The sequence below is a fragment of the Klenkia brasiliensis genome (genome assembly GCF_900100695.1).
In the GTDB taxonomy this organism is placed as follows: domain Bacteria; phylum Actinomycetota; class Actinomycetes; order Mycobacteriales; family Geodermatophilaceae; genus Klenkia; species Klenkia brasiliensis.
Genome location: NZ_FNCF01000002.1, coordinates 756,664 through 776,187, shown reverse-complemented (window position 1 = coordinate 776,187; position 19,524 = coordinate 756,664). Strand labels below are relative to the sequence as shown.

The 19,524-nt window shown below is 75.7% G+C and carries 20 protein-coding genes; 5 read left to right on the top strand and 15 right to left on the bottom strand.

All coding sequences use genetic code 11. The features are described from left to right. Positions 1-70: 70 nt before the first annotated feature. Both BLT39_RS08185 and BLT39_RS08180 read left to right on the top strand, forming a co-directional pair. Positions 71-1,012, top strand: coding sequence for a PspC domain-containing protein (locus BLT39_RS08185; protein ID WP_091061876.1), 942 nt, complete (start codon positions 71-73; stop codon positions 1,010-1,012). Then, positions 1,005-1,340 (top strand): hypothetical protein, encoded by a 336-nt coding sequence (locus BLT39_RS08180; protein WP_091061482.1) that lies wholly within the window; start codon positions 1,005-1,007, stop codon positions 1,338-1,340. The genes BLT39_RS08185 and BLT39_RS08180 overlap by 8 nt, the downstream gene beginning before the upstream one ends. A gap of 91 nt (positions 1,341-1,431) precedes the next feature. Here the strand turns inward: BLT39_RS08180 and guaA are convergent, their stop codons facing one another. The 3 genes from guaA to guaB are packed head-to-tail and all read right to left on the bottom strand — an operon-like array spanning position 1,432 to position 5,651. Then, positions 1,432-2,994 carry a glutamine-hydrolyzing GMP synthase gene (gene guaA / locus BLT39_RS08175; protein WP_091061480.1) on the bottom strand — a complete coding sequence of 521 codons (1,563 nt, stop codon included), beginning with the start codon at positions 2,992-2,994 and terminating at the stop codon, positions 1,432-1,434. A gap of 2 nt (positions 2,995-2,996) precedes the next feature. Then, on the bottom strand, positions 2,997-4,124 hold the full coding sequence (locus tag BLT39_RS08170) for a GuaB3 family IMP dehydrogenase-related protein (protein WP_229827628.1): 1,128 nt from the start codon (positions 4,122-4,124) through the stop codon (positions 2,997-2,999). A gap of 6 nt (positions 4,125-4,130) precedes the next feature. Continuing rightward, entirely contained in the window at positions 4,131-5,651 is a 1,521-nt protein-coding gene (gene guaB / locus BLT39_RS08165; RefSeq protein WP_479723791.1) for an IMP dehydrogenase, read from the bottom strand. A 121-nt stretch (positions 5,652-5,772) separates the two neighbouring features. Between guaB and BLT39_RS08160 the strand changes: the two genes are divergently transcribed. Further along, positions 5,773-6,195, top strand: coding sequence for a DUF5319 family protein (locus tag BLT39_RS08160; RefSeq protein WP_242658246.1), 423 nt, complete (start codon positions 5,773-5,775; stop codon positions 6,193-6,195). Here BLT39_RS08160 and BLT39_RS08155 read toward each other — a convergent pair. Then, a complete protein-coding gene (locus BLT39_RS08155) occupies positions 6,192-7,307 on the bottom strand; it encodes a glycosyltransferase (RefSeq protein ID WP_091061476.1) in 1,116 nt (371 codons plus the stop codon). The genes BLT39_RS08160 and BLT39_RS08155 overlap by 4 nt on opposite strands. 61 nt (positions 7,308-7,368) lie before the next feature. Continuing rightward, a complete protein-coding gene (locus tag BLT39_RS08150; RefSeq protein ID WP_242658245.1) occupies positions 7,369-8,115 on the bottom strand; it encodes a helix-turn-helix transcriptional regulator in 747 nt (248 codons plus the stop codon). Between the two features lie 275 nt (positions 8,116-8,390). On the opposite strand from BLT39_RS08150, the gene BLT39_RS08145 reads away from it, so the two are divergent. Continuing rightward, the gene (locus BLT39_RS08145; RefSeq protein ID WP_091061472.1) at positions 8,391-8,690 is read left to right on the top strand and encodes a WhiB family transcriptional regulator; all 300 of its coding nucleotides are present in this window, start codon (positions 8,391-8,393) and stop codon (positions 8,688-8,690) included. Positions 8,691-8,816: 126 nt separating this feature from the next. Here BLT39_RS08145 and groL read toward each other — a convergent pair whose 3' ends face one another. Both groL and groES read right to left on the bottom strand, forming a co-directional pair. Next, positions 8,817-10,457, bottom strand: coding sequence for a chaperonin GroEL (gene groL, locus BLT39_RS08140; protein ID WP_091061470.1), 1,641 nt, complete (start codon positions 10,455-10,457; stop codon positions 8,817-8,819). 104 nt (positions 10,458-10,561) lie between these two features. Beyond that, positions 10,562-10,870 (bottom strand): co-chaperone GroES, encoded by a 309-nt coding sequence (groES, locus tag BLT39_RS08135; RefSeq protein ID WP_091061468.1) that lies wholly within the window; start codon positions 10,868-10,870, stop codon positions 10,562-10,564. Between the two features lie 186 nt (positions 10,871-11,056). On the opposite strand from groES, the gene BLT39_RS08130 reads away from it, so the two are divergent. Beyond that, positions 11,057-12,280, top strand: a complete 1,224-nt coding sequence (locus tag BLT39_RS08130) for a class I SAM-dependent methyltransferase (protein WP_091061466.1) — start codon at positions 11,057-11,059, stop codon at positions 12,278-12,280. A gap of 6 nt (positions 12,281-12,286) precedes the next feature. Here BLT39_RS08130 and tsaD read toward each other — a convergent pair whose 3' ends face one another. The 8 genes from tsaD to BLT39_RS08090 all read right to left on the bottom strand — a co-directional run bounded on the left by tsaD (position 12,287) and on the right by BLT39_RS08090 (position 19,524). Next, positions 12,287-13,318 (bottom strand): tRNA (adenosine(37)-N6)-threonylcarbamoyltransferase complex transferase subunit TsaD, encoded by a 1,032-nt coding sequence (gene tsaD, locus BLT39_RS08125; RefSeq protein ID WP_091061464.1) that lies wholly within the window; start codon positions 13,316-13,318, stop codon positions 12,287-12,289. Beyond that, positions 13,311-13,748 carry a ribosomal protein S18-alanine N-acetyltransferase gene (gene rimI, locus BLT39_RS08120; protein ID WP_242658244.1) on the bottom strand — a complete coding sequence of 146 codons (438 nt, stop codon included), beginning with the start codon at positions 13,746-13,748 and terminating at the stop codon, positions 13,311-13,313. Before rimI ends, tsaD begins: the two co-directional genes overlap by 8 nt. Then, complete coding sequence (gene tsaB, locus BLT39_RS08115) at positions 13,745-14,347, bottom strand: tRNA (adenosine(37)-N6)-threonylcarbamoyltransferase complex dimerization subunit type 1 TsaB (RefSeq protein WP_091061462.1); 603 nt, start codon at positions 14,345-14,347, stop codon at positions 13,745-13,747. The genes rimI and tsaB overlap by 4 nt, the downstream gene beginning before the upstream one ends. Positions 14,348-14,372: 25 nt before the next feature. Next, the gene (tsaE, locus tag BLT39_RS08110; RefSeq protein ID WP_091061460.1) at positions 14,373-15,314 is read right to left on the bottom strand and encodes a tRNA (adenosine(37)-N6)-threonylcarbamoyltransferase complex ATPase subunit type 1 TsaE; all 942 of its coding nucleotides are present in this window, start codon (positions 15,312-15,314) and stop codon (positions 14,373-14,375) included. Then, the gene (locus BLT39_RS08105; RefSeq protein WP_091061458.1) at positions 15,311-16,474 is read right to left on the bottom strand and encodes an alpha/beta fold hydrolase; all 1,164 of its coding nucleotides are present in this window, start codon (positions 16,472-16,474) and stop codon (positions 15,311-15,313) included. Before BLT39_RS08105 ends, tsaE begins: the two co-directional genes overlap by 4 nt. Beyond that, positions 16,471-17,610, bottom strand: coding sequence for an alanine racemase (alr, locus tag BLT39_RS08100; protein ID WP_091061457.1), 1,140 nt, complete (start codon positions 17,608-17,610; stop codon positions 16,471-16,473). Before alr ends, BLT39_RS08105 begins: the two co-directional genes overlap by 4 nt. A gap of 112 nt (positions 17,611-17,722) precedes the next feature. Continuing rightward, a complete protein-coding gene (locus BLT39_RS08095) occupies positions 17,723-19,153 on the bottom strand; it encodes an NAD(P)H-hydrate dehydratase (RefSeq protein ID WP_091061456.1) in 1,431 nt (476 codons plus the stop codon). Next, positions 19,150-19,524, bottom strand: a complete 375-nt coding sequence (locus BLT39_RS08090; protein ID WP_091061455.1) for a holo-ACP synthase — start codon at positions 19,522-19,524, stop codon at positions 19,150-19,152. Before BLT39_RS08090 ends, BLT39_RS08095 begins: the two co-directional genes overlap by 4 nt.

The window sequence follows — 19,524 nt, the reverse complement described above, 5'->3', positions numbered from 1 at the left end:
GGCGGAACGGGGGTCGGACCGGGGTGTTCCCCGATACCGTCGAGGTCCCGACGCCCGGAGGGTGGACGCCATGACGACCTCGACGCCTCCGCAGTCCCCTCCGCCACCGCTGCCGCCCTCCCCCGAGCCGCCGGCCGGCGGCCCCCCGCCCCCGTGGCAGCCGACCCGGCCGCCGCTGCGCCGCAGCCGGACCGACAAGGTCATCGGCGGTGTCGGCGGCGGCCTCGCCGAGTACACCGGCATCGACGCGCTGCTGTGGCGGGTCGGCTTCATCGCCCTGGTGTTCGCCGGCGGCACCGGGTTCCTCGTCTACCTGCTGCTGTGGCTGCTCATGCCGGCCCGCCCGGTCGACCCGCACGCCCCGCAGCCGGAGCCGCGGGCCGTCGAGCCCCGCTCCCCCGTCCCCGGGGTGACCGTGGCGGCCCTGCTGATCACCCTCGGCGTCACCGCCCTGGTCGCCTGGGCCACGCCATGGAGCCCCGGCCCGGTGGTGTTCCTCTCGATCGCGCTGCTCGTCGTCGGCCTCGGCCTCGGGGTGGGCGCCTTCGTCGGCGGCCGGTCAGCCCGTGGACCGCTGGTGGCGCTGGGCGTGCTGCTGACCTTCGCGGTGGTCGTCGCCTCCGCCGGCCACGGCTGGCAGGACCGGACCCGCGGCGGGGTCGGTGACCGCAGCTACGCCCCGGCCACCGCCGACGCGGTGCGCGCGGACTACCGCAGCGGGGTCGGCGACACCGAGCTCGACCTGACCGGCATCGACCTGGCCGACCTCACCGCGCCGATCACCACCACCGTCGACGCCGGCATCGGCGACGTCGAGGTCGTGGTCCCCCGCTCGGCCGACGTCCAGGTGGACGTGCAGAACGGGGTGGGCGAGACGGACGTGTTCGGCGACGGGTCGCAGGGCGGCTTCTTCCCGGGCACCGGGTCGCGGCCGTGGACCGGGGACAGCACCCCCGAGGTCGTGCTGACGATCCAATCGGGCATCGGCGACGTGACGGTGTCCCGTGGCTGAGCCGACCGACCCCCGCACCCCCGCGACCAGCGAGCAGGAGACCACCGTGCACCCCGGCCAGGACACCGACCGCCGCGACACCGCCGTCCTGCCCGACGGCACCGGCACCTGGGCGCCGCCGGCACCCGCCGTGCAGCCGGCCCCGCGCCGCCGCTCCCCCGACCTGCTGGCGCTGACCGCCGGCGTGGTGTTCTGCCTGGTCGCCGTCCTCGGCCTGGTCGGCACCTCGCTGCCGGGCTGGGTGTTCGGCGGCGGGTTCGTCGCCGTCGTCCTGGTCGTCGCCGGCGTCGGGCTGCTGGTCACCGAGCTCCGCAAGCCCCGCGGCTGACCCTCCCCGCCCGGGCAGGGGATCCCCTCCACCACGGACAGCCGTCACGCGTGGTGGAGGGGATCCCCTGCCTCGGCGCGGGGGTCCTGCGTCACTCCCACTCGATGGTGCCCGGGGGCTTGCTGGTCACGTCCAGCACCACCCGGTTGACCTCGGCCACCTCGTTGGTGATCCGGGTCGAGATCCGCTGCAGCACGTCGTAGGGCAGCCGGGTCCAGTCCGCGGTCATCGCGTCCTCGCTGGACACCGGCCGCAGCACCACCGGGTGGCCGTAGGTGCGGCCGTCGCCCTGCACGCCGACCGAGCGGACGTCGGCCAGCAGCACCACCGGGCACTGCCAGATCTCCCGGTCCAGCCCGGCGGCGGTCAGCTCGGCCCGGGCGATCGCGTCGGCCCGGCGCAGGGTGGAGAGCCGGTCCGCGGTCACCTCGCCGACGATGCGGATGCCCAGGCCCGGCCCCGGGAAGGGCTGCCGCCAGACCAGCGACTCGGGCAGGCCCAGCTGCAGGCCCACCGCGCGCACCTCGTCCTTGAACAGCGTGCGCAGCGGCTCCACCAGGCTGAACGTCAGGTCCTCGGGGAGGCCGCCGACGTTGTGGTGGCTCTTGATGTTCGCCGTCCCGGTGCCCCCGCCGGACTCCACGACGTCGGGGTAGAGCGTGCCCTGCACCAGGAACTCGACGGTCTCCCCGTGCGCCTGGGCGTCGGCGACCACGTCGGTGGCGGCCTGCTCGAAGACCCGGATGAACTCTCGGCCGATGATCTTGCGCTTCTGCTCGGGGTCGCTGACGCCGGCCAGCGCACCGAGGAACTGCTCCCGGGCGTCGACCACCCGCAGGTCGGCACCGGTGACGGCGACGAAGTCGCGCTCGATCTGCTCGGTCTCGCCCTCCCGCATCAGCCCGTGGTCGACGTAGACGCAGGTCAGCCGGTCACCGATGGCCCGCTGCACCAGGGCGGCGGCGACCGCGGAGTCCACACCCCCCGACAGCGCGCACAGCGCCCGCTTGTCCCCGATCTGCGCGCGGACCGCCTCGACCTGGTCCTCCACGACGTTGGCCGTGGTCCAGGACTTCTCGAGGCCGGCGATGTCGAACAGGAAGTGCTCGAGCACGGTCTGCCCGTGCGCGGTGTGCTTGACCTCGGGGTGGAACTGCACCCCGGCGAGCTTGCGGTCGACGTCCTCGAAGGCCGCCACCGGCGCACCGGTCGAGGTGGCGGTGACGGTGAACCCGGGCGGGGCCGCGGAGACCGCGTCGCCGTGGCTCATCCACACCGACTGCTCCAGCGGGGTCTCCCCGAACAGCCGGTTGGCGGTGGTCACGGTCAGCGGGGTGCCGCCGTACTCGCGGTCGCCGGTGTGCGCGACGGTGCCGCCGAGGGACTGCGCCATGGCCTGGAAGCCGTAGCAGATGCCGAACGCCGGGACCCCGGCCTCGAACAGCGCCGGGTCGACCTGCGGGGCGCCCTCGGCGTACACCGACGACGGGCCGCCCGACAGCACGATGGCCGCGGGCTTGCGGGCGAGCACCTCGGCGACGGGGACGTCGGAGCCCACGAGCTCGGAGTAGACCCCGGCCTCGCGGATGCGGCGGGCGATCAGCTGGGCGTACTGGGCGCCGAAGTCGACGACCAGGACCGTGGGGAAGTCCATCCTCAGCCCCCGATGACCAGGTCGACCCGCTGGAACTCCTTGAGGTCCCGGTAGCCGGTCTTGGCCATGGTGCGGGCCAGCGCGCCGAAGAGGTTGGTGCGGCCGTCGGCCTCGACGGCGGGCCCGTTGAGCACCTGCTCCAGCGGCGCCGCGGCCGGCACCGGGGCGTCGACCACGCCGCGCGGGAGCCGGGGGTGCGCGGCGACGGAGTCCCACCAGGCACCGCCGGCCGGCGCCTCGGCCGCCGAGCGCAGCGGCTCGCCGAGCTGCACGGCGTCGGCCCCGCAGGCCAGCGCCCGGGCGATGGCGCCGGAGGTCTCGATCGCGCCGTTGGCGATGACGTGCACGTACCGGCCGCCGGTCTCGTCCAGGTAGTCCCGGCGCGCGGCCGCGGCGTCGGCGATGGCGGTGGCCAGCGGCACCCGCACGCCCATGACGGCGTCGCCGGTGGAGGCGCTGTCGGCGCCGACGCCCACGATCACGCCGGCCGCGCCGGTGCGCATCAGGTGCAGGGTGGTCTGGTAGTCCGCCGCCCCGCCCACGATGACCGGGACGTCGAGGTCGGCGATGAACTCCTTGAGGTTGAGCGAGTCGTCCTGGGTGGTGACGTGCTCGGCGGAGACGATCGTGCCCTGGATGACCAGCAGGTCGACCCCGGCCGAGAGCACCGTGGCGGCGAACTGCTCGGTGTGCTGCGGGCTGATCCGCACCGCCGAGGTGACGCCGGAGTCGCGCAGCTCCTTGACCCGGGCGGTGATCAGGTCGGTCTTGACCGGCTCGCGGTAGAGCTCCTGCAGCAGCGCGGTGCTCGACGTCCCCGAGGCCGCGGCCTCGCGCAGCTTGGCGTAGACGTCGGCCGGGTCGTCGTAGCGGGTCCACAGGCCCTCGGCGTTGAGCACGCCGAGCCCGCCGGCCTGGCCGACCGCGATGGCCGTCGCCGGGCTCATCACCGCGTCCGACGGGCTGGCGACCAGCGGGATCCCGAACCGGAAGGCGTCGATCTGCCAGGCGGTGGACACGTCGTCGACGTCCCGGGTGCGCCGGCTGGGCACGATCGAGACCTCGTCGAGGTCGTAGCCGCGGCGGGCGAAGCGGTTCAGCCCGATCTCGACGTTGTCACGCACTGGCACTGGGGGTCACCGGGCCCGGTAGTTGGGAGCTTCGACGGTCATCTGGATGTCGTGCGGGTGGCTCTCGGTCAGGCCCGCCGCGGTGATCCGGGTGAGCTGGCCCTTCTCCTGCAGCTCGGCGACGGTGGCCGCGCCGGCGTAGCCCATCGAGGCGCGCAGGCCGCCGACGAGCTGGTGGGCCACCCCCGACAGCGCGCCGCGGTAGGGCACCTGGCCCTCGATGCCCTCGGGCACGAGCTTGTCGTCGGAGAGGACGTCGTCGGCGAAGTAGCGGTCGCGGCTGTAGGACTGGTTCCCGCGCTTCTGCATCGCCCCGAGCGAGCCCATGCCGCGGTAGGACTTGTACTGCTTGCCGTTCATGAAGACCAGGTCGCCCGGGGCCTCCTCGACACCGGCGAACAGGCTGCCCAGCATCACGGTGTCGGCACCGGCGACCAGGGCCTTGGCGATGTCGCCGGAGTACTGCAGCCCGCCGTCGGCGATGACCGGCACACCGGCCGGCTTGCAGGCCAGGGAGGCCTCGTAGACCGCGGTCACCTGCGGGACGCCGACGCCGGCGACCACGCGGGTGGTGCAGATCGAGCCGGGCCCGACGCCGACCTTGACGCCGTCGGCACCGGCGTCGACGAGCGCCTGCGCGCCGGCCCGGGTGGCGACGTTGCCGCCGACGACCTGGATGCCGAAGTCCTTCTTGACCCGGGTGACCATCTCCAGCACCGCGCGCTGGTGGCCGTGCGCGGTGTCGACCACGAGCACGTCCACGCCGGCGTCGACCAGCAGGCCCGCGCGCTTGTAGGCGTCCTCGCCCACACCCAGGGCGGCACCCACCACGAGGCGGTTGTCGGCGTCCTTGGTGGAGTTCGGGTACTGGTCGCGCTTGATGAAGTCCTTGACGGTGATCAGCCCGCGCAGCCGGCCGGCGTCGTCGACCAGCGGCAGCTTCTCGACCTTGTGCTGGCGCAGCAGGGCCAGCGCGGTGTCGCCGTCGACCCCGACCGGGGCGGTGACCAGCGGCAGCGGGGTCATCACGTCGCGCACCAGCCGGTTGGCGTGGTCGGACTCGAAGCGCATGTCGCGGTTGGTCACCATGCCGACCAGCACGCCGTCGTCGTCGACCACGGGGGCGCCGGAGATGCGGTAGCGGCCCGACAGCGCGTCGACCTCGGCCAGGGTGTTGTCCGGGGAGCAGGTCACCGGGTTGGTGATCATGCCCGACTCCGACCGCTTGACCAGGTCGACCTGGCCGGCCTGCTCCTCGGCGGCCAGGTTGCGGTGCAGGATGCCGACCCCGCCCGCGCGGGCCATGGCGATCGCCATCCGCGCCTCGGTCACGGTGTCCATGGCGCTGGAGACCAGCGGGATGGACAGCCGGATGCCCCGGGTCAGCAGGGAGGACGTGTCGACCTCGGCGGGGACGACGTCCGAGGCACCGGGCACCAGCAGGACGTCGTCGTAGGTCAGCCCGAGGGGCGCGAACTTCGCGGGGAGCTCGGGGGTGCTGGCGTCGGGCTGCACGGGTGCCGCCACCTCTCGTCCGGGGGACGTCGGGTCGACGTCCGGTGGTACGGCGCCGGGACGGCGCACGGGGACCCCGTCGATCGTAGGCTGCCACCCCCGTCACACCCCCGGGACGCCTAGGCTCGCAGCCGTGACCTCGTGGGACGACGCCTTCGGCACCGACGGCAGCGGCGGCGGCGGCGGCGACGGCGAGGCACCGCCGCCGCCCCCGCTGACCATGGAGGAGCGGGCCGGGGTGCTCGACGACCTGGCCGAGCTCGAGGTCTTCCGCACCCTGCTGGAGCCCACCGGGGTCAAGGGCATCGTGGTCGACTGCCCCGACTGCGACGAGGAGCACCACGTCGACTGGGCGCTCATGCAGGCCAACCTGCGGCAGCTGCTCGACGAGGGCCAGACCGGCCGGCACGAGCCGCCCTTCGACCCCGACCCCGACGACTACGTCAGCTGGGACTACGCCAGCGGCTACGCCGACGGGGTGGCCGCGCACGCCGAGGCCGAGGAGCCCCGCGAGGGCCGCGCCCCGGGCCGGCACGCCCGCGACGACCAGCCCTAGACGGCGGTCTGCTCCAGGCTGGGCACCGGGCCCCGCTCGCGCGGGCGGTACACGACCAGGGCGTGGAAGACGAACCGCGCCACGAAGGCGACGGCCAGGGTCACCGCGGTGGCGATGGCGCTGGTGAGCACGCCGTGCTCGACCAGCCACCAGGCGATCGAGATGCGGACGGCGCTCTCGGCGTTGTTGAACAGCGCCGACCGCAGGAACCGCCGCCGCACCGGGTCGGCCGTGGCGACCAGGTCGGCGAACACGTAGCGCTCCTGCAGCAGGAAGTTGCCCACGATCGTGGTCTCGGCGGCGACCACCGCGGCCGGCAGGAACGGCATGCCCAGCGCCACCAGCGCCGACACGATCGCCACGTTGACCACCGCACCGAGGGCGCCCACCAGCGCGAACCCCGACATCCGGCCGAAGCGCAGGTCGGCCAGCTGCCAGAGGAACCACAGACCCTGGCGCAGCGAGGCCTTGGACGACCCGCCGGTGCGCGCACCGAAGGCGAAGGGCACCTCGCGGATCCGCCGCCGCCGGCGGACCAGCACCTCGAGCAGGATCTTGAACCCCTTGGGCCGCAGCTCGTCGAGGTCGACCCGGCCGAGGTCCAGGGCGAAGAACCCGGTCATCGGGTCGCTGCAGGTGTGCAGCCGGGTCGGGAACATCGCCTTGGTGACCAGCGTCGTGGTCCGGGAGACCCCGTGCCGCAGCCACCCGGACAGGCCCTCGGCCGCCCCGCCGGTGGTGTACCGGGAGGCGACGGCGACGTCGGCGCCCTCCAGCGCGTCCAGCAGCGCGGGCAGCACCTCCGGCGGGTGCTGGAGGTCGCCGTCGAGGACGGCACAGCGCCGGCCGCGGGCCGCGCGCAGCCCGGCCACCACCGCCCCGGACAACCCGCCCTCGGGCTCGGCGCGGTGGATGACCACCAGCTGCGAGCGCAGCGCCGGGGCCTGCGCCCGCGCGATCGCCGCGGTGTCGTCGGCGGAGTCGTCGACCACGACGACCTCGGTGGCCGGGCCGCCGACCGCGGCGTCGACGCGCCGCAGCAGCTCGGCGACGTTGGCCGCCTCGTCGTAGGTGGGCACCACGACGGTCAGGGTGACCCGGTCGCCTGTCATCGGTGCTGGGTCCTCCGGGTCGGGGGCGGAGCCCGTCGACCCTGCGGGGTCCTCGGGCGGCTCAGCTCATCATGCCGCGACGGAACCCGCTGGCGACCGCTTCGGCGCGGTCCTTCGCGCCGAGCTTGCGGAAAAGCCGGCGGGCGTGGGTCTTGATGGTGTCCTCGGACAGGTAGAGCTCGCGGCCGATCTGGGCGTTGCTCTTGCCCTGGCTCATGCCGGTGAGCACCTGCATCTCGCGCACCGACAGGGTGACGGCGGGGACGTCGACCCGGACCGCGGCGCGCACCGTGGTGGGCGCGGCGGCCAGCGCGGTGGAACCGCCGAAGGCGTGCGCCGGCGGGGCGCCGACGGCCGACAGCGGGCCGGTGTGCGGGCGGCCGGGCTCGGCGCGCAGGCCGACCCGGGAGACGCCCAGGCCCATCTCCACGGGCGAGGCGTCCCAGCGCAGGTAGCCGCGGGCGCCGGCCGCGACGGCGGCCCGCACGCTCTCGGCGTCGTCGGGGGCCCCGAGCACCAGGACCGGCACCGACGGGTGGGCGCGCAGCACCTGGGTGGCGACGGCCAGACCGCTGTCGGTGGCGCGCTGGGTGCCCACGAGCAGCACGTCGGGCTGGCGGGTGGCCAGCCGGGCGAGCAGGGAGGCGGGGTCGCCGACGGCTTCGACGCGGGCCACCGACGGCAGCGCGACCAGCCGGGAGGCGACGTCGTCGCGGACGCGGCGGCGCTCGTCGAACACCCACACGGTCGATCCCCCGACGCCGTGCGCGCCGCCGTTCACCGCGGCGCGGGTCCTGTCCTCGATCACGTCTGCTCCCGTCCTCACCAGCCGTACCCCGTTCGGGGCACCGGTGTCCCCCACTCGGTGGTCGGCGGGGTCGGGACCCACCTTGATCGGCCCGCGGGGTGGTGCCCAGGGGGTGTCACCCCGGCGGGTGAGGCCGGCGCGGTGCGCGACCGATGCACACATCCGGAGATCCCGCAGGATGAATGATCGCGATCGTGTTTGGGTGTGATCACCCCCGGGCAGTGGCCTGGAGCGCCGGGCAGCACCCCGGCCACCCGAGCACTGGAGGACTCCGAATGGCTGACATCCGCCGCCTGCCCACCCCCGTCGCCGAGGTGTGGGACTGGCAACTGCACGGCGCCTGCCGTGGCGAGTCCACGTCCCTGTTCTTCCACCCCGACGGCGAGCGCGGCCCGGCCCGGGCCCGTCGGCAGGCCGCGGCGAAGGCCGTGTGCGGCACCTGCCCCGTCGTGGAGGCCTGCCTCAAGCACGCGCTCAGCGTCCGCGAGCCCTACGGCGTGTGGGGCGGCATGAGCGAGGAGGAGCGCACCCGGCTCATCGCCGCCGAGAACGCGCCGGTGCGCGTCGGGGTCTGACACCCCGGCACCACCCCCGGACCACGAAGGGCCGGTCGACCACGGATGGTCGACCGGCCCTTCGTCGTGCCGGGGCCCGTGCGGGCCGGGTCGGCCCCGTCCCGCGGGCGGGACGGGGCGCGACCGTCAGTGCGAGTGGCCGTGCCCGCCGTGGCCGTGGGTGTGGTGCCCACCGCCGGCGTGCGCGTGCTCCTCCTCGGGCGCCTCGACGACGGCGGAGTCCGTCGTCAGCACCATCGCCGCGATCGAGGCGGCGTGGCCCAGGGCGGCCTTGGTGACCTTGACCGGGTCGATGACGCCCTCGCCGGCCAGGTCGCCGTAGGCGCCGGTGGCGGCGTTGAAGCCCTGGCCGGTGCCGAGCTCGCGGACCTTGCCGACCACGACGGGGCCCTCGAAGCCGGCGTTGGCCGCGATCTGGGACAGCGGGGCGTCCAGCGCGCGGCGCACCGAGCGGGCACCGGTGGCCTCGTCGCCGGTGAGGGAGAGCCCGTCCACCACGGCCGCGGCGTGCACCAGCGCGGAGCCGCCACCGGGGACGACGCCCTCCTCCACCGCGGCGCGGGTGGCGGCGATGGCGTCCTCGATCCGGTGCTTCTTCTCCTTCATCTCGACCTCGGTGGCCGCACCGACGCGGATGACGCCGATGCCGCCGGCGAGCTTGGCCAGCCGCTCCTGCAGCTTCTCGCGGTCCCAGTCGGAGTCGGTCGACTCGATCTCGCGGCGGATCTGGGCAACCCGGTCGGAGACCGCGGTGGGCTGGCCGCCGCCGTCGACCAGGACGGTGTCGTCCTTGGTCACGGTGACCCGGCGGGCGGTGCCCAGCACCTCGAGGCCGACCTCGGACAGCGACAGGCCGACGTCCTCGCTGACCACCTGGCCGCCGGTGACGATGGCCAGGTCCTGCATGAACGCCTTGCGGCGGTCGCCGAAGAACGGCGACTTCACCGCGACGACCTTGACGGTCTTGCGGATGGAGTTGACGACCAGGGTCGACAGCGCCTCGCCCTCGACGTCCTCGGCGACGATCAGCAGCGGACGGCCACCGGTCGAGAGCACCTTCTCCAGCAGCGGCAGCAGGTCGGCCAGCGCCGAGACCTTGCCCGACACCAGCAGCACGAGGGCGTCGTCGAGGACGGCCTCCATCGACTCCTGGTCGGTGACGAAGTACGGCGACAGGTAGCCCTTGTCGAAGGCCAGGCCCTCGGTGACGACCAGCTCGGTGTCCAGGGTGTTCGACTCCTCGACGGTGATGACGCCGTCGTTGCCGACCTTCTCCATGGCCTCGCCGATCAGGTCGCCGATCACGGCGTCCTGGGCGGAGATGGTGGCCACGTGCGCGATGGCCTGCCGGCCGTCGACGGGGATGGCGACCTCGTCCAGGGCACCCTGCACCGCGGTGACGGCGGCGGCGATGCCGCGGCCCAGCGCGGTCGGGTTCGCCCCGGCGGCGACGTTGCGCAGACCCTCGTGCACCAGGGCCTGGGCCAGCACGGTGGCGGTGGTGGTGCCGTCGCCGGCGACGTCGTTGGTCTTGGTGGCGACGTTCTTGGCCAGCTGCGCGCCGAGGTTCTCGAACGGGTCGTCGAGGTCGACCTCGCGGGCGATGGTCACGCCGTCGTTGGTGATGGTGGGGGCGCCGAACTTCTTGTCGATGACCACGTTGCGGCCGCGCGGGCCGAGGGTCACGCGGACGGCGTCGGCGAGCTTGTCGACGCCGCGCTCGAGGGCGCGGCGCGCGTCCTCGTCGAACTGGATGATCTTGGGCACGGAGGTCCTCCCGGTGTCCGGTGCTGGGGGGTGGGACGCAGAACGCCCCGGGGACCCGGAAGCGGGTCACCCGGGGCGCTCAGGTGGAACGGGGTGAGCTCAGCTCACTTCTCGACGACGGCCAGCAGGTCGCGGGCCGACAGCACGAGGTAGTCCTCGCCGGCGTAGCGCACCTCGGTGCCGCCGTACTTGGAGTAGACGACGACGTCGCCCACGTTGACGTCCAGGGGGACGCGGTTGCCGTTGTCGTCGATACGGCCCGGGCCGACGGCGACGACGGTGCCCTCCTGGGGCTTCTCCTTGGCGGTGTCCGGGATGACCAGGCCGGAGGCGGTGGTGGTCTCGGCCTCGTTGGCCTGGACGACGACCCGGTCCTCCAGCGGCTTGATGCTGACCTTGGTGGCGGTGGTCACGTGGTGACTCCCCCTCTTCCGTTCGGACGAGCGTTGGACGGTGCGGATGCTGTGGCACGGGGGCCGGGGTCTGCCGTCGCGGGGGTCAGGCCCGGCCCGTGTCGGTTGGCACTCTACCCACCAGAGTGCCAGCCGCTCAACCGGGTCGGCGACGTCCCGCCCGGCCGGGTGGTCCAGGCTGTCCCGGTGCCGTCCGAGGTCGAGCAAGCCGCTGAGGAGACCGTCCGCCAGCTGCGCCTGCTGGCCACCCCCGAGGGGGCCGCGGCCCTCACCCGGGCGGCCGGTCTGCTCGCCGACCGCACCGACGTGGTCACCGCCCTGTCCCGGCTGCGCGCGGAGTTCGGCGCCGACGTCGGCGGGCCCGCCTGGGGCGTGGCCCGGCAGCGGGAGAGGGCCCGGCCCGCCTTCGGCGCCGACGCCGACCGGCTGCTGTTCACCGGCGACACCCTCGAGCAGGCCGGCCGGCCCGAGCTGGCCGACCGCCGCGCCGCCCGGTTGCTGGCCGGCGGGGCGGCCACCGCGGTCGACCTGGGCTGCGCGTCGGGCACCGACGCGGTCGCGCTGGCCCGCGCCGGGGCGTCGGTCGTCGCCGTCGACCGCGACCCGGTGGCCCGGGAGCTGACCGCGCACAACGCCGCCGCCCTCGGGCTGGCCGTGCAGGTGCGCGACGCCGACGTCGTCGACCTGGTCGCGGCGGCCGCCGACGGCCGGGTGGCCGGCTGCGAGGCCGCCGTCCTGGACCCCGCGCGGCGGGCGCACGGCCGGCGGATCACCGACCCCGGCGGCTGGTCCCCGCCCTGGTCGACCGTGGCCGCGCTGCTGGACGCCGTGCCGCGCTGCGTGGTCAAGGTGGCGCCCGGGCTGGACCACGACCGGGTGCCCGAGGGCGTCGAGGCCGAGTGGGTGTCGGCCGGCGGCTCGATCGTGGAGGCGCTGCTGTGGGGCCGCGGGGTGTCGGCGACCTGGCGGCGGGCCACCGTCGTCCGGGCCGGCGCCGTCCACGAGCTGACCGCCGACGCCGACCCCGGCCGGGCCCCCGTCGCCGCCCCGCGCGGGTGGCTGCACGAGCCCGACCCCGCGGTCATCCGGTCCGGCCTGGTCGCCACGGTGGCGGCGCAGCTGGGCGCGACGCTGGTCGACGAGCAGATCGCCTACCTCACCTCCGACGCACCCGTCGACTCGCCGTGGGTCAGCTCCTACCGGGTCACCGACGTGCTGCCGTTCTCCGTCAAGCGGCTGAAGGCTCTGCTGCGCGAGCGGGGCATCGGCCGGGTGGTGGTGAAGAAGCGCGGGTCGGCCGTGGAGCCCGAGGCGCTGGTCAAGCAGCTGCGCGGGAAGGGCGAGGGGCGGGCGGTCGTCGTCGTCACCCGGGTGGCCGACGTCCCCACCGTCCTGCTCTGCGAGGGCTGAGCGCCCTCAGCGGGAGACCACGTCGATCGGCAGCGAGCTGTCGGCACCCAGGTCGGGCTGCGACGGCGCGACGCCGGCCATCACCAGCCGGGAGCCCAGCGCGGCGACCATCGCGCCGTTGTCGGTGCACAGCCGCCGGCTGGGCACCCGCAGCACGATGCCCGCGGCGTCGCAGCGCTCCTGGGCGACCGCGCGCAGCCGGGAGTTGGCCGCCACTCCCCCGCCGATGACCAGGTGGTCCACGCCGTGGTCGCGGCAGGCCCGCACGGCCTTGGCGGTGAGCACGTCGACCACCGCCTCCTGGAAGCTCGCCGCGACGTCGGGGACGCTGACGTGCACGCCGTCGCGCTGCTGGGCCTCGACCCACCGGGCGACGGCGGTCTTCAGCCCCGAGAAGGAGAAGTCGTAGGCCGGGTCGCGCGGGCCGGTGAGGCCGCGGGGGAACGCGATCGACGCGGTGCCCTCCTGCGCGGCCCGGTCGATCGGCGGGCCGCCCGGGAAGGGCAGGTCCAGCACCCGGGCGACCTTGTCGAAGGCCTCGCCGGCGGCGTCGTCGATGGTCCGGCCGAGCTCGACGACGTCCTGGGACAGGTCGGGCACCAGCAGGATCGAGCTGTGCCCGCCCGAGACCAGCATGGCGATGCTGGGCTCGGCGAGGCGGCCGTGCTCCAGCTCGTCGACGGCGACGTGCGCGGCCAGGTGGTTGACCCCGTACAGCGGGACGCCGAGGGCCAGCGCGTAGGCCTTGGCCGCGGCGACGCCGACCAGCAGCGCGCCGGTCAGGCCGGGCCCGCTGGTCACCGCGACGGCGTCCACGTCCGACAGGGCGGCCCCGGCGTCGGCCAGGGCGCGGTGCACGGTCGGGACCATCGCCTCCAGGTGCGCCCGGGAGGCGATCTCGGGGACGACGCCGCCGAACCGCTCGTGCTCGGCCATCGACGTGGCCAGGGCGTCCGACAGCAGGGTGTGCCCGCGGACCAGGCCGATGCCGGTCTCGTCGCAGCTGGTCTCGAACCCCAGCACCAACGGTTCAGCCACGCTTCATCACCACCGCGTCCTCGCCGCTGTTGGGGTAGTAGCCCGGCCGCACGCCGATCGGGACGAACCCCCGCCGGGCGTACAGGCCCTGGGTGGCCTCGTCGGAGGCCCGGACCTCCAGCAGGACGACGGGGCTGCGCCGGTCGGCCTCGGCCAGCAGCGCGTCCAGCAGCCGGCCGCCGATGCCCTCGCCCTGCCGGGACCCGGTGACCCCGATGGTGGCCACGTGCGCCTCGTCGGGGTAGGCGATCAGCCCGGCGTAGCCGACCACCTCGGCGCCGTCGACGGCGACGGTGTAGCTGCGGGTGTCGGTCATCCCGAGCTCCTCGAGGTACATGGCCCGGGTCCAGGTGTCGGGGGCGAAGAGCTCCTCCTCCAGCCGCATCACGGCGGTGAGGTCCTCCCGCGTCATCGGGCGCAGCTCGATCACCGGGTCACCGGCTTGCGGACCACGTTGGGCACGGCGTCGGGCCGGCGCAGGTACAGGGGGGTCAGCGGTGCGGGCGGGCCGGCCGGGACCGCGCGCAGCAGCCCGGCGGTGGTCACCTCGGCGGGCGCGACCCCGCGGCCCAGCCGCTCGGCGAAGCGGGCGTCGCCGACCACGGGCAGGTCGGGCAGGTCCAGCTCCTCGGGCCGGCCCACCCCGGGCCCGGCCAGCGGGGCGCCGTCGTAGGCGCGCCAGTAGACCTCCTTGCGGCGGGCGTCGGTGACGACCACCCGCGGGCCGTCGCCGACCGCGTCCAGCGAGCAGACCCCGTGCACGGGGGCGCCGACCACGTCGCCCAGGGCCGCGGCGGTCACGATGCCCACCCGCAGCCCGGTGTAGGGGCCCGGCCCCAGCCCGACGACCAGCCGACCGACGTCGGCGAGCGCGACCCCGGCGCGGGTGAGCACGTCGGTCACCGTGGGGGTCAGCAGCTCGGCGTGCCGGGTGCCCGAGGGCACGCCGGCCTCGGCGAGCACCCGGTCGCCGTCGGCGAGACCGACCACCAGGGTCGGCGTCGCGGTGTCGATCGCCAGGGTGAGCACGACCGTCGAGGTTAGCCGGGCCCGGTCAGGGCAGCGTGGACTCGTCGACGTCGGGCAGCTCGACCGGCCAGCGCGCGGGGTCCCCGGCCAGGTCCAGCAGGCCGGCGAGGTCGCCCGGGTAGACCGTCTCGCCGGTGCCGGCCAGCTCCTCCCGGGTCCACCAGCGGTGCCCGACCAGGGTGCGCTGCTCGTCCTCGGTGTGGCCGGCGGTGGACACCTCGAAGGCGGGCACCCGGACGGCGTAGAAGGTGTCGTGCTGGTCGACCACCACGTCGCTGAAGCCGTGCCGCACCCGCCGCCGGGCGATCGGCCCCTGCACGGCGTCGCGGTCGACGGACAGGCCGGTCTCCTCGGCCAGCTCGCGGACCACCGCGGTGAGGTCGTCCTCGCCGTCGTCGATCCCGCCGCCGGGCGTCATCCACCAGGTGACGACGGGGTCCAGGCCCGCGTCGCTGTCGTGGAACAGCAGCACGCGGTCGGCGTCGTCGACCAGCAGCACCCGCACCGTGGCGCGCTGCCGGGTGGGGCGCAGCCGGGCGGTCCAGGACGGGCCGTGCGGCACCAGGGTCGCCGTCCGCACGTCGTCGTCGGCACCCCGCTCGAGCTCGACGACCAGGTGCTCGTCGGCGAGCTGCTCGACCATCCCGTGGCCCCACTCCACGACGGTGACCGACTCCTGGACCCCTGTGTCCAGGTCGAGGTCGTCGACGTCGAGCAGGGAGCCCAGCCGGTAGGCGTCCACGTGCACCAGCGGCAGCCGGCCGCCGCGGTGCACCCGGGCCAGCACGAAGGTCGGGGAGGTGACCGGGCCGGGGACGCCGAGCCCGGCGCCGATGCCCTGGGTCAGCGCCGTCTTGCCGGCGCCCAGCGGCCCGGACAGCACCACGAGGTCACCGGCGCGCAGCAGGCCGGCGAGCTCGGCGCCCAGGGCCCGGGTGTCCTCGACCGTGGCCAGGGTGCGCCTCACCGGGCGACCGCCCGGCGGACCAGCTCGGTGATGGCCCCGGTCACCTCGTCGGGGTGCTCGAGCAGCACGAGGTGCCCGGAGTGCGGGACCACCCGGTAGCGCACGTCCCGGGCGCCGGCGGCGGTCAGCTCGGCCACCAGCCGGTCGCTGTGGCCCTGCGGGATGAGCTTGTCCTCGTCGCCGGTGAGCACCAGCACCGGCACGTGCGCCAGCGGCTCGATCGCGGCCTCGGCGTCCAGGCCGACGATGGCCGGGTAGAACTCGGCGATCACCTCGACCGGGGTGCCGCCGATCATCGCGTCGACGTAGTCGACCAGGCGGGGGTCGACGTCCTCGCCGGCGAAGGACAGCGCCCTGGTGGCCCAGCTGACCACGTCGGCAGCCGACCGGCGCACCCACTCGGCGAACGTCGGCCGGTGCCGCATGACGAACCCGGCGACCGGGAACACCGCGGCCCGCACCCGGGTGAGCACCCCGGGCAGGCCGAGGTCGAGGTCCTCCAGCCCGCCGGCCGAGGTGGACACCAGGCCCACGCCGACGACCCGGTCGCCGAAGAGGTCCGGGCGGCGGGCGGCCAGCTGCAGCACGGTCATGCCGCCCATCGAGTGGCCGACCAGCACCACCGGGCCGCGCGGCACCCGGGCGTCGAGCACCGAGACCAGGTCCTGGGCGAGCTGGTCGACGGTGGAGTGCTCGGCGTCGCCGCGGCCGGACGCGCCGTGGCCGCGCTGGTCGTAGAGCACGATGCGGGCCCGCGGGGCGTGCCCGTTCGCGGTGGCGAGCTCGCGGGCCAGGTCGCGGCGCTGGAAGGTCCAGGACGCCATCGACAGCGTGTAGCCGTGCACCAGGACGACGGTCAGCGGCGCGTCGCGCGGGCCGACCTCCTCGACGTGCAGCAGCACGCCGTCCGACGCCGGGACCAGCGCGGTGCGGTCGGCCGGGCGGGACCCGGTGCCCAGGGGGTCCTCGGCGCGCTGCACCTCGGCCGGCTGGTCGGTGATGTCGGGCAGCGGCAGCGCGCCGGGCACCGGGCCCACCTTGTCGGCGCGGACCCGGGAGGACGCCGCCCGGGTGGCCGCGACGCCGACCGCGGTGCCGGCGGCGGCCAGGCCGACCAGACCGCCGACCAGCCCGACGGTGCGGGGCTGCGGGTGCTTCACGACACCACCCCGGCGGTCCCCGTGTAGGTGCGGGTGAACCGGCCGCCGACGCGGGTGACCAGCTCGTAGTGGATGGTGTCCAGCGCGTCGGCCCAGTCCTGCGCGGTGGGCTCCCCGCCGTCCCCGGGGCCCCAGAGCACGACCTCGTCGCCGGGGGCCAGCTCGTCGTCGCCGAGGTCGAGCACGAACTGGTCCATGCAGACCCGGCCGGCGATGGTGCGCCGGGCGCCGGCGGCCAGCACCGGCGCGCGGTTGCCCGCCGCGCGGGGCACCCCGTCGGCGTAGCCCACCGGGACCAGCGCCAGGTTCGCCGCCGCGGCGGTGTGGTGGGTGTGCCCGTAGGAGACCCCGGTGCCGGCCGGGACCCGCTTGGTGAGCGCCACCCGGGCGCGCACCGTCATCGCCGGGCGCAGGCCGTGGTCGGCGGGGTCGCCGCCGAGGGGGTCCAGGCCGTAGACGGCGACGCCGGGCCGGACCATGTCGTACCAGGTGTGCGGCAGCGCCACGGTGGCCGCGGAGTTGGCCAGGTGTCGGCGGGCGCCGGTCAGCCCGGCAGCGCGGGCCAGCGCGGTGGCCTCCTCGAAGACCGCGACCTGGGCGGCGATCGTGGGGTGGGTGGGCGCGTCGGCGTAGGCCAGGTGGCTCCACAGCCCGGTGACCGCGACGGTGCCCTCGGCCTGCGCCCGCACCGCGGCCTCGACCAGGGCGGGCCAGTCGGCGCGGGTGGCGCCCTCGCGGGACAGGCCGGTGTCCACGAACAGCTGGACGGCGGCCGGGCGGCCGGTGGCGCGCGCGGCGTCGACCACCTCGGCCAGGGCCCAGCCGGCGTTGACCGAGAGCTCCACGTCGGCGGCGATGCCCGCGGCGTAGTCGGCGCCCGGGACGTGCTGCCAGGACAGCACCGGCGCGGTGACGCCGGCGGCGCGCAGCGCCAGGGCCTCCTCCAGCACGGTGACCCCGAGGGCGTCCGCACCGCCGGCGAGGGCGGCGCGGGCGGCCGGCACCAGGCCGTGGCCGTACCCGTCGGCCTTGACCACGGCCATCAGCGGCCGGCCCACCCGCTCGCGCAGCACGCTGGTGTTGGCGGCGACGGCGTCGAGGTCGACGACCACCTCGGCGCGGTTCTGCAGGCTCACGTCCCCGATCCTCCCAGCCCGCCCCCCGGACGGTGATCAGGAGACCTGGTCACCGTGTCGCCGACCCCACCGACGTCGGTGCGGGTGGCCGTACCTGGATCAGGTCCCCTGATCACTGCCCGGTGGTCAGGCGGTGCACGGCGGCGGGGAGGTGGGCGACGACGTCGGAGGCGATGAGCGGGCCGGACGCCGCGGCGAGCTGGCCGGCGCGGCCGTGCAGGTGCGCCCCGGCCGCGGCGGCCTCGACCGCGGGCAGGCCGGTGGCCAGCAGTGCGCCGACCACCCCGCTGAGCACGTCGCCGGTGCCGGCGGTGGCCAGCCACGGCGTGCCGGTGCCGTTGACGAACACCGTGCCGTCGGCGTCGGCGACCACGGTCGCGTCGCCCTTGAGCAGCACGACGGCACCCAGGTCGGCGGCCGCGGCGCGGGTGGCCCCGACGCGGTCCGCGCCGAGGTCGAAGCCCAGGCGGGTGAACTCCCGGTCGTGCGGGGTGAGCACGGTCGGCGCCGTGCGGTCCCGGACCAGGTCCAGGTCGTCGGCGAGCAGGGTCAGGCCGTCGGCGTCGACCAGCACCGGCAGGTCGGTGGCCAGCACCTCGGCCAGCACGTCGCGCGCCTCGTCGTCGGTGCCCCCGCCGGGGCCCACCACCCAGGCCTGCACCCGGCCGGCGTCGGTCGGCCGGCCGTCGGTGACGATCGCCTCGGGCCACGCCGCCCGCACCCCCGCGGCCGCCGTCCCGGCGTACCGGACCAGCCCGGGCCGGGTCCGCAGCGCCGCCCCGGTGCACAGCACGGCCGCACCCGGGTAGGTGGCGGACCCGGCGTGCACGCCGACCACGCCCTGGGAGTACTTGTCGTCCCCGGCCCCGGGGTCGGGCAGCCGCGCGGCGACGTCGGCGTCGGTGAACTGCCGGGCGGCCGGCGCGGGCAGGTGCAGGCCCAGCTCCACCAGGTGCACCGTGCCCGCGTGCCCGCGGCCCGCCCCCACGACCAGGCCGACCTTGACCGCGCCGAAGGTGACCGTGTGCTGGGCGGGGAACGCCTTGCCCTCGACCGCGCCGGTGTCGGCGTCCACCCCGCTGGGCAGGTCGACCGCCACCAGCAGACCGGGCCCGGCCACCGCGCGGGCCACGGCGCCGGTGGCGGCGGGCCGCAGCCCGCCCCGGCCGCCGGTGCCGGTGATCCCGTCGAGCACCAGGTCGGCCCGGTCCAGCCCGGCCGAGCCGGCGTCGGTGACCACCCGGCCACCGGCCCGGCGCAGCGCGGCCAGGCCCGCCGGGTGCGCCCGGCCGGGGTCCAGCAGCAGCGCGGTGACGGCCGCGCCCCGCCCGGCCAGCGTCGCACCGGCCCACAGCGCGTCGCCGCCGTTGTCCCCGGCGCCGACGAGCAGCACCACCCGCAGGCCGACCGCCCGGCCGGCCAGCCGCAGGCACACCGTCGCCAGCCCCGTCGCGGCGCGCTGCATGAGCGCGCCCCCGGGGGTCCGGGCCAGCACCGCGGCCTCGGCGGCACGCACCTGGGCGGCCGTGAACAGGCCGGTCACGAGTCCCGCTCCGCGATCACCACGGCCGAAGCGATGCCCCCGTCGTGGCTCAGCGACACGTGCCAGGCCGTGACCCCCAGCTGCGCGGCCCGGGCGGCGACGGTGCCCCGCACGGCCAGCAGCGGCCGGCCGTGCTCACCGACCGTCACCTCGGCGTCGTGCCAGTGCAGGTCCCCCGGTGCGCCGAGTGCCTTGGCCAGTGCCTCCTTGGCCGCGAAGCGGGCGGCCAGGGACTCCCCGGTGCGCGGTGCCCCCGAGGGGGTCACCTGCTCGGCCGGGGTGAACAGCCGGTTGCGCAGGCCGGGGGTGCGCCGCAGCGACTCGGCGAACCGCTCGACCGGGCACACGTCGATGCCCACCCCGACGATCAC